The 15,282-nt window shown below is 40.4% G+C and carries 14 protein-coding genes; 4 read left to right on the plus strand and 10 right to left on the minus strand.

The genetic code is table 11. The annotated features are described in order from the left end of the window. Window positions 1-361 precede the first annotated feature (361 nt). The gene (locus RH40_RS00975) at window positions 362-1,105 is read left to right on the plus strand and encodes a winged helix-turn-helix domain-containing protein (protein ID WP_009599374.1); all 744 of its coding nucleotides are present in this window, start codon (window positions 362-364) and stop codon (window positions 1,103-1,105) included. Then, a complete protein-coding gene (locus tag RH40_RS00980) occupies window positions 1,092-1,568 on the plus strand; it encodes a hypothetical protein (RefSeq protein ID WP_009599375.1) in 477 nt (158 codons plus the stop codon). Before RH40_RS00975 ends, RH40_RS00980 begins: the two co-directional genes overlap by 14 nt. 141 nt (window positions 1,569-1,709) lie before the next feature. On the opposite strand, the gene RH40_RS00985 is transcribed toward RH40_RS00980, so the two are convergent. The 6 genes from RH40_RS00985 to RH40_RS01010 all read right to left on the minus strand — a co-directional run bounded on the left by RH40_RS00985 (window position 1,710) and on the right by RH40_RS01010 (window position 8,084). After that, complete coding sequence (locus tag RH40_RS00985) at window positions 1,710-2,261, minus strand: winged helix-turn-helix domain-containing protein (RefSeq protein WP_039953959.1); 552 nt, start codon at window positions 2,259-2,261, stop codon at window positions 1,710-1,712. 427 nt (window positions 2,262-2,688) lie between these two features. Beyond that, window positions 2,689-3,531 carry a hypothetical protein gene (locus RH40_RS00990; RefSeq protein ID WP_009599377.1) on the minus strand — a complete coding sequence of 281 codons (843 nt, stop codon included), beginning with the start codon at window positions 3,529-3,531 and terminating at the stop codon, window positions 2,689-2,691. A gap of 352 nt (window positions 3,532-3,883) precedes the next feature. Further along, a complete protein-coding gene (locus RH40_RS00995) occupies window positions 3,884-4,312 on the minus strand; it encodes a YccF domain-containing protein (protein WP_009599378.1) in 429 nt (142 codons plus the stop codon). Between the two features lie 111 nt (window positions 4,313-4,423). Beyond that, window positions 4,424-5,149, minus strand: coding sequence for a sulfite exporter TauE/SafE family protein (locus RH40_RS01000; RefSeq protein WP_009599379.1), 726 nt, complete (start codon window positions 5,147-5,149; stop codon window positions 4,424-4,426). Between the two features lie 98 nt (window positions 5,150-5,247). Then, window positions 5,248-6,792, minus strand: a complete 1,545-nt coding sequence (locus RH40_RS01005) for a cryptochrome/photolyase family protein (protein ID WP_009599380.1) — start codon at window positions 6,790-6,792, stop codon at window positions 5,248-5,250. Continuing rightward, entirely contained in the window at window positions 6,789-8,084 is a 1,296-nt protein-coding gene (locus RH40_RS01010) for a DASH family cryptochrome (RefSeq protein ID WP_009599381.1), read from the minus strand. The genes RH40_RS01005 and RH40_RS01010 overlap by 4 nt, the downstream gene beginning before the upstream one ends. A gap of 326 nt (window positions 8,085-8,410) precedes the next feature. On the opposite strand from RH40_RS01010, the gene RH40_RS01015 reads away from it, so the two are divergent. Beyond that, window positions 8,411-10,243 (plus strand): MFS transporter, encoded by a 1,833-nt coding sequence (locus RH40_RS01015; protein WP_009599382.1) that lies wholly within the window; start codon window positions 8,411-8,413, stop codon window positions 10,241-10,243. 11 nt (window positions 10,244-10,254) lie between these two features. Here the strand turns inward: RH40_RS01015 and RH40_RS01020 are convergent, their stop codons facing one another. The 4 genes from RH40_RS01020 to RH40_RS01035 form a co-directional block, all read right to left on the minus strand. Further along, window positions 10,255-11,253 carry a succinylglutamate desuccinylase/aspartoacylase family protein gene (locus RH40_RS01020; RefSeq protein ID WP_009599383.1) on the minus strand — a complete coding sequence of 333 codons (999 nt, stop codon included), beginning with the start codon at window positions 11,251-11,253 and terminating at the stop codon, window positions 10,255-10,257. 126 nt (window positions 11,254-11,379) lie between these two features. Beyond that, window positions 11,380-12,288, minus strand: coding sequence for a DMT family transporter (locus RH40_RS01025; protein WP_009599384.1), 909 nt, complete (start codon window positions 12,286-12,288; stop codon window positions 11,380-11,382). A gap of 1 nt (window position 12,289) precedes the next feature. After that, entirely contained in the window at window positions 12,290-13,033 is a 744-nt protein-coding gene (locus RH40_RS01030; RefSeq protein WP_009599385.1) for a 2OG-Fe dioxygenase family protein, read from the minus strand. Window positions 13,034-13,055: 22 nt separating this feature from the next. After that, complete coding sequence (locus RH40_RS01035; RefSeq protein ID WP_009599386.1) at window positions 13,056-14,267, minus strand: argininosuccinate synthase-related protein; 1,212 nt, start codon at window positions 14,265-14,267, stop codon at window positions 13,056-13,058. Window positions 14,268-14,365: 98 nt separating this feature from the next. Between RH40_RS01035 and RH40_RS01040 the strand changes: the two genes are divergently transcribed. Next, entirely contained in the window at window positions 14,366-15,280 is a 915-nt protein-coding gene (locus RH40_RS01040; RefSeq protein ID WP_009599387.1) for a substrate binding domain-containing protein, read from the plus strand. Window positions 15,281-15,282: the final 2 nt, after the last annotated feature.

Below are 15,282 nucleotides of genomic sequence, written 5' to 3' on the forward strand. Positions count from 1 at the left end.
GAAGTGAATAATATTTTGAGCTAAGAGAGAATTCATATATCGCTGTTTAACAATGCAAGAGAAACCTTTCATTTAACGTTGTTATTTTATTTAAAATTGAATCTGAGGAAGCACTCTAACTCCTCTATTTCAAAGTCACTAGCATACACATATTGCGCTTTATAAAACCTGCTAAAAGTTGATAACTTATACTTGCTGTAACTACTCTCGCCCCATAGAATGGCTCTATAACATAGCGACATAACTCCCTAATTTTTTTGTAATTTCAAGTTAAGAACAAAAAATTTAAAAATCATCTTTCGAGTCTCTTAAATTTATGAGTGAAAAAAATACAGTGAAGTCATTCAGAATCGGAAACTTGATGCTAGTTGAAAATTCACTAGCACTCGTTAATGAAAAAACGGGTCAGCAAGTAAGAATAGGAACCCACGATTTTTTGACTCTCTATGAGCTATGCTGCAACGCTGGAAATATTGTCACTAAAGAAACACTTTTAGAAAAGGGTTGGCCAGGAAAAATTGTCTCAGAGAGTTCTTTGACTCAGTCAATACGCAATATACGCAATCTAATAGGGGATAATGGTAAGGAGCAAAAGTGGTTAAAAACTATATCCAAGGTTGGATATCTTCTTGATGCAGAGGTGGTCATAGAGGACCACCCGATGAGTAAGGCCACTTTTTTTAATAGCTTGAAAAACACAAAAAAATTAAAAAAGCCCTTCATCAATACTAAAACCAAAGTAGTGATATTATCATGCCTTGTGGTATCGCTCGCTTTTCTCTCCGAGAAACTCTATCTGAAGTATTCATTCACAAAAGATAATGGGCATTATCCGAACACTCGTTATGATAACGGAATTATACAAATATATTCAGACAAGGAATCTATTGCCATCTACGTCGGTGAAAGTATAAATCAAATATTGCAAAGTACTCACAGGAAGCCCCAAAAAATTGCCATTCTACTACAGGAAAATAACCTGTCATATGCAATTATAAATAGTGAAGGTAAAATATATAATAAGTTGCTCATAATTGACAACAATACCAGCGACAGAGAAATTCACGACATCATTCTGAAAGAGGTAACGAATGCTCTCAGCTAGCATTTTAATTCTTACATTGTTGAACATTTTCCTACTTTTTATGTATACAACAATTGAAAAGCCTGCTTCGGCACTTGGGACGGTTTATGAGGTAGAAAACCTGAGTCATACCTATCAAGGACGCAGTACGATTCAAGTATATCTCAAAGGTAATGAGTTTGAGTTCACTTCGGTTGCCGAAGAAGCACAAAAAGGAGAAAAGAAGCTCTACTATGAGATGAGTGGAAAGGGAAAAGTTGAGTCTGGAGAAGATAACGTTTATTACATTAACTTCTCCGAACAGAATTCTAACTTTATTCAAAATGGTGGACTTCCGACACTGCCGATTGTGAAAAATATTTATAATGCAGAAAGAAAAATTCCATCCAAAAACATGGTTGAATTAAAGTCTAAAAGTAAAGACTACGTTGTACTCGTCACCTATATGAATGGGGGACATATAATTGCGATGAAACGATATTGACACATCAACCACCAAAAAAAACCTCAAATAGAAAACGCTTAAGATATCACTCTATAATTTCTTAAAAATCATTATTTTGATAGGTATTACAAATGTATCGATCTTAATCATTTAATGAGCCTTAGCTCCAAATAGCATGATTCACCTTAAAGCAATAAACAAACCAACAGTAAAAGCAGAAGCAAGTAATGAGCTGAAAAATGTCATTGAAAGCCATAACGTTCCGCTAATAGGTATCCCTCTGTACTGACTATCACTCCTAAACCTATTAAATGAAGCTTGTTCAAGCGAGTTCGAGTATACCTGTTCAGATTGGCTAGTATTTAGCAATTTTTTGCTTTCAACATAAAGGATATCATCCACCGATTGATTAATTAGCGAATCTTCAATGATTAATAAATATCCTTCTTTAGGGACTGTTTTTATCTCACACTCTAACGTATCAAAACATGCAAGAACCTTTCTTAGGTTTGAAATGGCTTTAGTCAATGAAGTTTCACTTACAAGCACCTTTCCCCACACCTTTTCATGCATCTCATCTTTGGTAATAACTTGATTTGCTCGTTCACAAAGTAAGTGTAATATTGCGGACTCTCTCCCCCCCAGCCTTTCCAAACGATGGTTTGATATAACCTCACGTTTTAAAACATCAAAAATAACATCGCACCCTAGTGCGTAATTTCTTTCTGTCATCAAAAAAACCCCAAAAATCACATTTATCGCTAATAGTAAATTCATTAGCAACTTGGAAAAAACAATCTTCGATATTGCACTAAAAAGGCTTAATCAAAATAAAGATGATTAAGCGCCAAGTTGCTTTTCAAAGCATGCGATAGTTTGGAAAAAAAAGGATAAAAAAGTCATGAAAAAACTATGAAGTAATCAGAACAACAGTTATAAAATCATCATAAATCTAAAAACTTCAAAAAAAGGTATAGTAAACCCATTATTTAGACAAAAGTCACACTAAGAACCACCGATTAGAAATATAAGTATAACTAATCATTAATGTGGATATAGTAATTGCATTCTGATTGCCAGAGATTAGAAATTGTGAAAAGAGATTTGAAGGTGCTCAAAACTGCCGCTATATTCAGCAATTTCTAACACCTAACGTAATTTATTTTTGGGAATACCAATTTTCCATCACCGAATATAACGCTTCTCTTAGCATACTCTTTAGTTGTGTTTCCGTACAAGGAGCCATATTACTTATATCATTGTTTGTGTCAGTGAGAGGATGTGGTTTGTTAATATATTGCCGGCGCTTTAAATACATGTTTTGAATGGCTGAGAGAAGTGCTTTTAAGGTTGGGTTTTGACTATGGCAGGCTATCACGACTCTCGGTATTGAGTAACTGAGCTTCATATTCTCCGCTGATAGATCTTCAACACCAACGACTAAACTATTTGCTTTTTCATATCTCTTGGAGATCGCAAAGGGTTCTTGTTGCCACTTCATCGCAAAACCACCATAACGAAAGAGAATCTCGTAGTGTGCAATATCTACAGCTGTGAGCTGCCCTGCTTTAACGTCTCGAGTTATTTGATGCTGATAAGGCGCTTGGTTGAGTAGTCGAATATCACGTGTATCGGAAATATCACGTACTTCTACATTAGAATATGATCTCAATCTTTCCTTTAATACCTGTAGTCGCCTAAGATCGCTAATTATCCCCGCTACCTGTACTTGCTCTGCATCAGACTCATTACTTTCATACAGTTTGACTTGACCAAATACTTTAGATTCATGGTTAAGAGCATAAAAGTATTTCGAGTCAACCCAAAGTACAATTTTCATATGTTTATTAAGAGTTGCCCAACTTTGTACATGGCATATCTGCTTCCATTTGGGCAATGAATTCAGCCAAACTAAATGAAGAAATTCAGGTATCTCAATTAGACAATGAGGATTAGCATGATTTGTAACAGCATCAGTTCTTAAAGCTTCTCTTTCTCTCATTGCTATCCCTAGCACTAGTGATCATTCAGTCAGTCTCTAAGTCCACTGACTGACGAGCAATAGAAATGTTCTTACTTATTATGAGCAAATATAAAAAAAGCTAAATTAAAAACAAAAAATCACTTATTTTAATGGCTTAAGTTACTCCCACATTCTATGCAAGAAACATATACCCAGACAACTCGCAATTTGGGGGCGTGCCACTGCGCCGATGTCATCGTCAAACATCTTGGTAAGAGCCCACTATTCCGCTGCGTTATTTTCCTTGAACTCAACACTGTGGCATCGCTCTGAATCCTGGATTTTAAAGTCACTTAGGTATAGTCCTATTGCCACACCAGTTGTTATCAACCTAGCGAGAATACCTTGCCATAGCAGCTTGCTCTTTGGTCACCACTGTTTTGCCAATTGGTGCTAAAGAAATGTAGGCTAATTTCAAATGTTGGATAGCAAATGGAATACCGATTATAGTAACAAAGCATGCAACAGCAGAGCATACATGCCCTATCGCCAGCCATATTCCAGCTAAAAGGAACCAAACAATATTCCCCACCATTCCCACAGAACTGGTACCAATATCTTCCTGTTTAGTCAGTTCATTACGTGCAATGGCCTCATGTCCAAAAGGAAAAAATGAAAAATTTCCCATAACAAAGCACGCTCGACCCCAAGGTATACCAATAATACTAATGAAAGCGATCAAGCCGACTAACCACCACATTAACCCCATGACGACACCACCCAATACGAACCAAATGACGTTTCCTATTGTTTTCAACATGACTGTTCTCCCAGATGCAGAAATAACTCTAATGCTATCTCATAGTATTAGAGTTATTTCTTAACCTAAGATGAATATCTCAAGAAGCGAGGTTACTTGGGTATATATTTTTCACATTGCCTGCCAGATAGCCGTAGTTCCACTTAGCGCGCAAAGACACAAAGCTCCCAGACGAATCTTTTCCTTACTAACAGACTGTGTAGTTAGTAGCGCTAATCGATATCCAAACCAAGAAGCGGGCAGTAATGGTATCGTAATCCAAAGGTGATGAAGCGTGAAAAAGCCAACTGGTATCTGAATTAACAAAGAAATAAATGAACTAATAACAAAAAAAGCGGAAAGGTTACCTCTGAGTTGGTTGGCTCCTTGATGCTGCAAAAGTAGCGCCATCGGAGGACCTCCTATACCTGAACTCGTGCCAAACAGACCAGAAAAAAAACCAGCAATTCCCATTCTGATTGGCGTAGGTTCAAGACGAAAAGGAAGCAAACTGAGGCAAACCGCGATCAAAACCAGCAATCCAAGCCACAACGATAAAAGTTGATGAGAGACGAGCACAAGAAGTGCTGCACCCGCAAAAGAACCAGGTATTCTTCCAAGCAGCGCTAGTTTTAGTCCCCCGATCTCCACACTATCTCTATGTTTAAAGGCATTTAGCACAGAGATAAACAGTGCCACAAGACAGATAGGGGCCGGAACATAAAAAGGTGAAATCATAAAAAGCAGTGGTGCAGCGACAATGGCTAGACCGAATCCGATCGAGCTTTGAACAAAGGAACCAACAAATATCAACAAGGCTGCAAGCAAGCCATCCTGCGTTACCCATTCGCTAAACATATGAACCCACTATGCGAGAAGACAAGTTTAGAGGTTATCGCCAAACAAATGTACTTTCACTAAGTTTCTTAGAACAATTTGACCTAGTTAGCTGTTATTTATAATTGTTGTATATCATTGAGATAGCGTTCTGCGGTTGATAAAACGGCACTTTGTCCAGCTTCATCCATATTGTCCCAAGACCGATAAATGACGCCAATACGAGGGTTGGTGGTAAGCGTTTCTCTGTTCTTAACCATAAATCGCCAATAGAGACTGTTCATCGGGCATGAGCGCTCACCACTCTTTGATTTAATGTCATAATAGCAGCTCTTACAATAATCACTCATTCTGTTGATGTAAGCACCACTAGCCGCATAAGGTTTTGTTCCCACAATACCACCGTCAGCAAACAATGCCATACCTCGTGTGTTAGGCATTTCTACCCACTCAATCGCATCAACATAAATACCCAAATACCATTCATCGACCTGTTCTGGAACGATTTCGCTAATCAGACAGAAATTTCCCGTTACCATTAGTCTTTGAATGTGATGTGCATAAGCATAATCTAACGACTGGCCAATGGCTTGTTTCATACAAGTCATTTTCGTTTTTCCTGTCCAAAAAAAATCTGGCAAATCACGTTGAGCATTGAGTGCGTTGCGCTGCGCGTAATCAGGCATATTGACCCAGTACACTGCTCGAATGTACTCTCGCCAACCAAGTATCTGCCTGACAAAGCCTTCAACTTGAGAGATATCAATTTCACCCGAACTTTTGTAAGCCGACAACGCCGCATTTATGACTTCCATTGGGTGGAGCAGCTTGCTATTCAAAGAAAAGGATAAGCGACTGTGATACAGACTCCATTTGGACGAATGCTGCGCTGTCATCGCATCTTGAAAGCGACCAAAGTTGGGTAAACAGACAGAGCAAAAATAAGCGAGTAACGATAAGCTTTGGTTTCTATTGACAGGCCAAAGCAACTTGTCAGTGATACTGCCAATTGTTTCGATATTGTGTTTTTCTAATCGGATCAATATAGATCTGACACTCGTCTCGAACATGAGTGGTGTAGGTAGTGATTCTATATCGGTCGCCTTCAATTTATTACGATTGTTTGCATCGTAGTTCCACTTGCCCCCCAAAGGTTTCACGCCTTCCATAAGGACATCAAACCGTTTACGCATCTTACGATAAAAGTGCTCCATCATTACGTGCTTATCTTTAGCGAAATAATTGTGAAACTCCTCGAACGGTAATAAAAAATGCTCACTATCAACAGCTCTAACCTGACACTCACCTAATTCGAGCGTCAACAATTTTTCAAACAACCTATATTCATCAGGGCGTTGATACTCAAACTGCTCGGCACCACATTCCACCGTATAGTGACCGATCAACTCGGTAATATCGCCAAAGGACTGAGTGTCATCTAAAGTAAGGTGTATCACATGATGCCCTTCTTCTCTGCGCTCCTTTGCAAAAGCTTCCATCGCAGCGAAGAAGGCACAAATCTTTTGCACATGATGACGAACATAACTGGCTTCCTGATGCATTTCAGCTACCAAATAGACCACTGAGTCATCGACCCTATCAAACCAAGAATGTTGACTATTGAGTTGGTCACCTAAGACGAGTCGTATTTTTTGATATTTCACTGTAACCTCCCCTTCTCCGAGCCGACACCAGCCCACTGCATTATAAACTCACGTTTGGGATCGTAAATCTCAGTCTGTTTACCCAGATTAAATTGACGGGCTGGCTGAGTGTCAGCACCTACACCTGCAAGGTACTGCCAATTACCCCAGTTAGAGCCCACATCGTAATCGATAAGTTGAGTCTCAAAGTAAGCCGCACCGCAACGCCAATCAATCCCAAGCTCATGGATAAGGCAGCTCGCAACCAGTTGTCTACCGCGATTGGACATAAAGCCGGTTTTCCTAAGTTGATTCATACAGGCATTGACTATTGGGAAGTCAGTCTTTCCCTCAATCCAGTTGCTAAAAGCAGTCGAGACAGAGGTGCCTTTGGCGGCGGGTTTACTGCAGGTTTTTATACCTGAGTAAAGAAACAAATTTTTACCCCACCTCCTCGCGTACCAATAAAAAAATTCTCGCCAAAGTAACTCAAAAAATATCCAATAAGTGGACTCATTGGCGCCATTTTTTTGCTCGTAGTCACGGAGTACTTCCAGCACCTGCCGGGGAGATATACAACCGTGAGCAAGCCAAGGAGAAAACTTTGTCGAATAACTAGGTCCATCCAAACCATTTCGTGTAAGCTTATATTCGCTCGCTCTTTTAGTAGAGAAGTAGCGCAGACAATGATCCATTCCAAAAACCTCGCCACCCAAAAACTCGACGCTCTGCATTTGCTTTTCTGCGGGTATTTGGACACCTCGACCGACGCTCTTGATAGGGGGAGGCAATCTAGGTACCTCCACCAACTCTCTCAGACTTATGCCCTCAACTAATTTTCTAAACTTTGTAAAAGTGTTAGGTAACCCATTCAGTGCAAATGGCAGTTGTTCTTCACTGTATAAATGATTACTACTATTTTGATGGATGATTAAATCTGAAAAGTTTCGGCCAAGTTGCTCAATGACACTTTGCTCGTCAAACCCAGCGAACTGGTTACAGTAGAGATCGCTTACTTCGTGTTTGGTCACTAAATCAGAGAGTGTCCCTATTGTGGGTTCATCCACTACAGTAAGCTGCTGTCCGACGTCATCTAACGACTCAGACAAATTACGTAGAGATTGGTTGAGAAAGAGAGTACGCGCTGCCCCCCAACGCTCCTGACAGGAATACTTCTGGAGAAAACAAGTAAGCTGGGGTCTAGTGTAAAGGCAAATGAGTTGATCAACTTCTTTGCTTGCTTTGTGCAATAATGGATTGTCGGTTAAACGCAGATCGTTTGTGAACCAGTAAAGTCCAATTCGTTTTTGCAACGTTGTCTCCTAAAAGAGCATTTTGAAACATTAACACCTGTATACGGGAATGTGTAAACCAATAGCTCAACCGTGGTCAAATTTTCTAAACATGGTACGAAGTAACTTTCACTTGTTGGAGGCCGTTCGCCTGTAAAACAATAATAATTATCGTATGGCCGAATAACTTTGAGCATAAGTTCATGCCAATGGAAGGAAGAAAAACTATAAAATTTAATGGGATAATTTATGACTCAACGCAAAAACAAACATTAAAATAAGCATTAAAACACAAATAATTAACAAACCAATTGAAAATATTAACAAGTTGCTTTTAAATCATTCCAATGACGATCACAGCGACGCTTAAGCCACTTACACTCCTTTTTATCAGCTCATTTTTGTTGATGAGTAGTCATGGCTTGAGTGGTATTTTACTCCCAACCAAGCTTGCCTCACTAGAGATCGACTTCCAATCGATAGGTTTTATTCTTTCGATGTATTCTGTCGGTTTTCTTTTGGGTGCAATCATAGGTAAACGAGTTCTGCAAAAAATTGGCCTAGTACGGACATTTGCGATGTGTGGGAGTCTTGGTGCTAGTGCGATATTAATCATGGGATTGAGCTCAGATGTTTGGGTTTGGGCACCCATGCGCGCGGTCATGGGGTTTTGCATTGCCTGTGCTACCGCGACTTTAGATACTTGGTTCAATAGTGTATCGACCGAATCAAATCGAGGAAAAATTCTTGCGATTAACCAAATCGTTATACTCTCAGCAATTACATTAGGTCAATTTGGACTTGCTTTAGCACCACCAAGTGAGACAACACTCTTCATTCTTTGTGGTATTCTGTTTAGCATTTCCGTCTCGCCCGTTGTTTTTGTTTCACAGTTCGAACCACAAGTTGAACACAATCAGTCCATACGTCTGAGCGCTATCTATTCACTATCACCGCTAGGATTCATAACTTGCTTTGTCTGCGGGATCCTCTACTCAACAATCGCAAATATGCTTCCTGTATACGCTGATGAGCAAGGCATCTCAGGACTCAACCTTTCCATATTTATGGGAGCAGCTACAACAGGTGGAATTCTTCTTCAGTTACCTCTTGGATATTTATCAGACAGGTTTGAGCGCCGAAAAGTAATCTTAATGAGTTGTTTTGTTCTTGCCATTGTAAGTTTTGGATTACCCGTTTCTATTATTTACAATTTACAAATACTCGCTTTACTCCTCGTTGCTCTTATTATGGGCTTTATCGCGTGTTTATACCCGTTAAGCATTGCTGAAACCTTTGACCGCGCCCTCAAAGCTCAACTGGTTCCAGTTTTATCAGGATTACTATGCGTCTATGCCATTGGTTCAATCATTGGTCCATATACTGCCGCAATAATGATGGATGCATATGGAAGCAGTGCCTTATTCAGTTTTGTCATTTTGGTCGATCTAGGACTGATTGCATTTACTATTTACCGCATGTCTGCAAGTCAAGCGCTTCCAGTGGATGAACAAGAGAGTTTCGTCATGCATACTCCTGCTTCAATTCATGAAGAGCTTGATCCAAGAACCAATTACCAAGAACACTCGCTTTATGTAGAAGAGGTCGTTCAAGAAGTTGAGAAATTGGCAGAAGATCATCCGAGTAAAGCCATCGCCTTCATTCGCGAGCTTTCAAACAAAAACCCAGAGTGGACAGCCTCTCTCGCCGAACGCGCTATTCAATTAGAAAATATTGATGCTGTTGTTCTATTTCGCGCATTGACCCTCACTCATCCTGAGTTATCTATGGATATTGCAAAAAAGATTGCTGAATCTGACGGTGAACAAATTCAGAGTATTGTCGAATGGTTAATAGAAAAAGAGCCTGAAAACACCATGAAAATCCTCGTGACAATCAGTGAGTCAATGGTGAATGAAAATAATCGTCTTGTTGAAGTGATTGCAGAACAGGCACCAGAAAAGCTTGCGGAATTTAGTCAAGAGCTTGTAGTCACTCTCGTAGAAAATACCCAGGCCATGCGTCCAGCAGACAGAGAGGATAGTGATTGGAGCGGCTCTGTTGAAGAGTTTATTAACAATGTCGCAGAATCCAGCCCTGAAAGAGCAGATGAGATCAGTCAAATCGTCGAGCAGTCTATTATAGACCATGAAGATCCAACCGAAGCACCTGCCTCATAAGGTCATCGCTGCTAATGGATCAATCGAACAACGAGAGAGCCGGGTGCTCTAACGGACTCGACATTGTGACTAATTACAGTGCCATTCAATGGTGAACGATAGCAATGAATTTCATCTCCAAAGCTATTATATTGGGTGGCTAGGATCTGATCTTTTTCAACCTTTTGCATAAGTTCCACATGACATATTACGAAACCACCTTGTTCGGCTCGTATACTTGTGATGTTATTCCCTTCTACACAACAATTGATGCATTCTTCAGTCACTCCCTCAATTACGTTATAATTACGCAAAACGTTGACGAGTCCTCTACTCGCTCGTGCAATAAGACTTAGATCCGTATATCGCCCAACCCCTATCTCAATGGTTATCGATGGTATACCTGCGCGATTATACACAGTCTCTAAAATTCCAGGGTCACCAGGGTCGTTAAGAATGACATCAGGGTGTATCAGACGTGCCATACGTATGGCATCATCAATACGATAATCTGCAAAAACATACAATGGGTAGGCGCTGCCACTCGTTTGTGTATGAAGATCTATAGCCAAGTCTGCGTTAGGCTTTAGTAAGTTCTCCCAAAGGCTATAAGCATAGCGGCTTGCATCATCTCCTGACGCACTACCCGGAAAAATGCGATTTAGGTTTGCAGATGAACTATCAGGGGCAGCTGAATGAAAATCCCGGCTATGGCGAGCAATACCGGAAAGGTTAACTGTCGGTACGATAGTGACACAACCCGTAATTGTCTTTCCTTCAAGCTCACGGGCAAGATTTTGGGCAGTAAGAATACCATTTTGTTCATCACCGTGAATCCCCGCAGTAATGACGATACGCTTACCCGGCTTGTCTCCTTTAAATACACGAACAGGCAGCACTTGAGGATGTCCTATTGCGTCAGTGGCAACAGCAAACCAAAACTTATGTTCCCCAGCATCAAGTAGGTCAACATCGAGGGCTTGAATAGTCGGATACATTGGAATAATACATTCATTCAAACTTTTAGGCATTTTTCTCTCCAAATCAAGCCCAATGATTTGACTGACATATTAACTGATGTAAAAGCGAGTAGCACGTTATAACTCATTTTCAATCTCTGTTCACAGTGAGACCTTGGCTCAGAGTATGTCGAGATATCAAGAAGTCGATCGAATTGAGGTAATAATCACACTAAGTAAAATTAGGCTCCCACCGACAATTTGGGTAAAGCCTAAATGTTCTTGCAACCAAATAGCCGCAAAAATAGCACCGAATAATGGCTCACTGCCCATTAATAACGAGACACGTGTCGGGGATGTTCGTCTTACGGCATAGTTTTGTACATAAAAAGCGAACAACGTACAAAAAACTACCAAATAAGCAATAATTAACCAGAACTCTGAGTTTTTAGGCAGCAAAATTTGATTTTGTGGCAAATAGAGAGTGACGAAAATCAGCGCAATGATGGCGACAACGAGTGACTGTAGCGCCGTTAATGTCGACGTTGTAATAGACCTACCTAATGAGAAACGTCTGGTTAGGGTGACCATCATAGCTCTCAGCAACGCCGCCAATAAGATAAAAGAGTCACCGACGTTAAATGAAAAACTTGATTCACTCTGACCAGTCAGTAACAACACTCCTGTTATACTGCAACATGACATACCCCACAGCCACTTGCTTATTTTCCCTTTATTAATAATCATTTCTGCGAATGCGGTTAAAATAACCGATAAACTTATTAAAAAAGCAGCATTTGATGCTGTGGTTTGCGAGACCCCGTAAACTTCGCAGAAAAAAATCGCCGAAAGAATAAGTCCTGAAGGGATGGCAGTGCTCCAGTCCTTATTCAAACCTCGGCGAAAATCTCGAACCATTACTGGCAGCATACAAAGAAAAGTAATAGAAAAACGTATGAGTATGAAAATTAGCACGCTCGTTTGTAATAACGCCAATTTTGTCAGCCCGTAACTCGTTCCCCAAAATACGGCAACGAGTAACAGCATCAGCTCAACCACTGGTAACTTAACGTTCGCTCTTTTAACAGAATCAGTGATTGTATTCACCTCAACTCTCCATCTTAGTGAATGCGACAACTAGTACATCTCTATAAGCACATTTGCCCAAGTTTTGGGGACTTATAGACGATACTTGATGCATAGTTTCATCATCATTAGCTAAAACAAGGTCAAAGGTTTTTTCCAGCGTTAGGGCTTCTAATAAATCACCATTGTTATCTGTAATGGTCGTCTCCCCGCCAGCCACATTTATCTTACTGATCATAAGAGAAGCAATATAATTCACTCCATCTCGATGCAATCCCTCAGGAGTAGGTTTTCCTATCTGAGTATCGTTAGCAACGATACGATAAGGATGAAGACGAATATTCCATTTCCTCGCCTCCCCTTCAGCAAGGTCATAAACATCGCTGAGTAACAACAACAGCTTCTCGAGTATCGGTGAAGTGAGAAAACGATCTGATAATGGCTCAAAGTGGCGAGCAATATCTCCATTTAATGGATTAACAGCAGAGGGTTGAGAATAAGGTTCATGTGGTAGTACCGATATTTGGCGAGCACCTTGTGTTTTTACAAATTGACCATATCGCCGATAACGGTAGGCACCCCCATCTGCCATATAGCGGTCACGTTCTAAATGATTCCAACAGTGTTTAAAACGAACCACTTCGTCAACATTAGTCGATAACATGTGAGTCATTCGTTTACCACAAACAAAGACGTAGTTATTTTGGACAAGTAAATTTGAAACGACCGTTGCATGTCGATCGACAGGCCTTTTAACAATTTCCATATAATGCCCTCTTATTTTTATATTAAGCCAATAGATGATTTTTCCTGATTGGTAACAACTCAAGCTCGCGCAAGCTGCGTTGCTTTGCTGTCTTAGATTCCCAATCATCTCTATCGCGAATGTATCGTGCCTCACAGGCATTGATACCAGCCATAAAATAGCTGCCCCGCGATAAAGAGAATAAGACACTGCCGGAAATATGTTCGGCAGTGTGGGCGATGAACGCATAACTTGAGCTCTGCATCATGCTTTCCCAGCGACCTTCAACGGCTTCCTGGGTCCACAAATCATTCTGCACCGCTTTTGCTCTGAGAACATCAGTGGGTAAAGTTGCGGTTTCAAGCAACTTATATGCTTTCATGAGGAGGCAAGCCGCGGGTGCTTCCCGCACCTCTAACACTTTTTCATCCTCATCTAAATGATCGAATCCTATATATCGACCAATTTCATACGCGCCAACGTGGTTGTTAATGAAAGCAATTATTTTACTCAAGCTCATAGGTTGTCCATCGACAGTCACCGGGTAGCCTTTGCGAAACCCTATTTCGATCTGGTCATTCTTTAAGTGCTTATTAATATTCCATTTTGACCAGACGAAAAGAGAATCACATAATGTGAAAGATTGGGGGTCATCTAATACCCCTGCTTCAAATTCCCGACACCAGATATTTTCATCGCCGCTAACGTTTCTAGTTTTAAAACCAACTAAACCGCTGTGAAATAATGCTTCTATCTTCTGTTCTCGAGATATAGCTGAATATTCATATGGCGAGCCGTAAAATCCCGAATAACCTGATGCTTCAATTGCACCATTGATGCGACGGAGACTATTTTGAGACTGATTCGCTGTATGTAGAATGGCATCACAACCAAGTTCATTTGCCACTTTCACCGCGTTACTAACAATAATCGGTCGAGAGAGCGAAGAGCTAATAGGATAGTCATTCAAATACATTGCCTGAGCTTGTATCGCAGAAACAATACTGTGTTCAATAAAGTTTTTCTGCGCATCGACAATTTTTAGGTCGATTTCGTAGTGATTGGTGAGCAAGGTAAGGTGTTCTGTATCGACACCAGAGCCTAAATCAACGACAAGTGCCGTCACCTTTACTCCTTGGCCTTTTAACAGTTCAAGCAAATAAGTACTATCTAAACCACCGCTAAACAACGTTAAAACATGCGTTGCTCTTTTACATAAGGTAGTTATATCTTCCGTGCTTCTGACCTTTTTCACAATCTGATTCCATCTTCCTTGATGTCAATTGACTTAATAAGTATCTATAAGTAACGTTATTGAAACAATACTGCATATATGCAAAGGATTTTTGCGCTATGGACACGAATAGACTTATCCCACTTCTTTCTGAAATGGCAATATTCGTAAATGTTGTCGATTCTGGAAGCTTCTCTAACACAGCAAAAAAGCTTGGAGTCTCACCATCATCTGTTAGTCGTTCAGTAACTCGCTTGGAGGAAGCTCTTGAGGAAAAATTACTTGAGAGAACAACTCGTCAAATGCGTTTGAGCTCCACAGGCCAAGAAGTCTACCAACTTTGCAGCGATATGTTGAACTCAGCGAAACTGGCGGTTTCAGCCGCTCAATCTGATCGTTCTAGGATTTCGGGCCCATTGCGAGTCGCAGCACCTAAAGCTCTGTCCAGACAAGTATTAATGCCCATGATTTTAGAGTTTATAGAGACTTATCCCAATATCCTGCTGCAGCTTAAAGTCGCGGATCATTACATTGATCCAATTGGTGATGAGGTTGACGTAATTATACATATCACTGACGCACCAACAGAGGGATTGGTCGCAAGAAAAATAACTCAATATAGGCTGGTTGCCTGTGCCAGCGCTGATTATCTGGCAAAACACGGAACTCCTATCCATCCAGAAGATATCGCTTCACACAATTGTCTTTGTCTGGGTGAAAACCCGCGAGATAGAGTGTGGGAATTTACCAACAATCAGAAAAAAGTATCCGTCAATGTATCAGGTTCATTTACGGTCAACCACAGCGAGATTAGGCGAGAGGCCGTTATTAGTGGTATTGGTATATCGGTCTTTCCTGAATTTGCGATACAACAATATCTCGACTCCGGCAAGGTTATAGAAATCTTACCGGATTGGCATGTCGGAGGACGCTACCAAGGACAAGTAGTCGCTCAATATCCCCAATCTAAATTTATTCCCGCCCAAATTAAAACTTTTGTTGATTTTATTCAGGAAAAGTTTCGTGAACAATAACT

The organism is Vibrio caribbeanicus ATCC BAA-2122 (assembly GCF_000165125.1).
Lineage (GTDB): Bacteria > Pseudomonadota > Gammaproteobacteria > Enterobacterales > Vibrionaceae > Vibrio > Vibrio caribbeanicus.

Excerpts from the sequence above, each read along its gene's own strand:
- RH40_RS00995 (WP_009599378.1), bottom strand. The coding sequence starts at position 4,312 with ATGTTGAAAACAATAGGAAACGTCATTTGGTTCGTATTGGGTGGTGTC.
- RH40_RS00985 (WP_039953959.1), bottom strand. The coding sequence starts at position 2,261 with ATGACAGAAAGAAATTACGCACTAGGGTGCGATGTTATTTTTGATGTT.
- RH40_RS01000 (WP_009599379.1), bottom strand. The coding sequence starts at position 5,149 with ATGTTTAGCGAATGGGTAACGCAGGATGGCTTGCTTGCAGCCTTGTTG.
- RH40_RS01030 (WP_009599385.1), bottom strand. The coding sequence starts at position 13,033 with ATGGAAATTGTTAAAAGGCCTGTCGATCGACATGCAACGGTCGTTTCA.
- RH40_RS00990 (WP_009599377.1), bottom strand. The coding sequence starts at position 3,531 with ATGAGAGAAAGAGAAGCTTTAAGAACTGATGCTGTTACAAATCATGCT.
- RH40_RS01020 (WP_009599383.1), bottom strand. The coding sequence starts at position 11,253 with ATGCCTAAAAGTTTGAATGAATGTATTATTCCAATGTATCCGACTATT.
- RH40_RS01040 (WP_009599387.1), top strand. The coding sequence starts at position 14,366 with ATGGACACGAATAGACTTATCCCACTTCTTTCTGAAATGGCAATATTC.
- RH40_RS01015 (WP_009599382.1), top strand. The coding sequence starts at position 8,411 with ATGACGATCACAGCGACGCTTAAGCCACTTACACTCCTTTTTATCAGC.
- RH40_RS00975 (WP_009599374.1), top strand. The coding sequence starts at position 362 with ATGCTAGTTGAAAATTCACTAGCACTCGTTAATGAAAAAACGGGTCAG.
- RH40_RS00980 (WP_009599375.1), top strand. The coding sequence starts at position 1,092 with ATGCTCTCAGCTAGCATTTTAATTCTTACATTGTTGAACATTTTCCTA.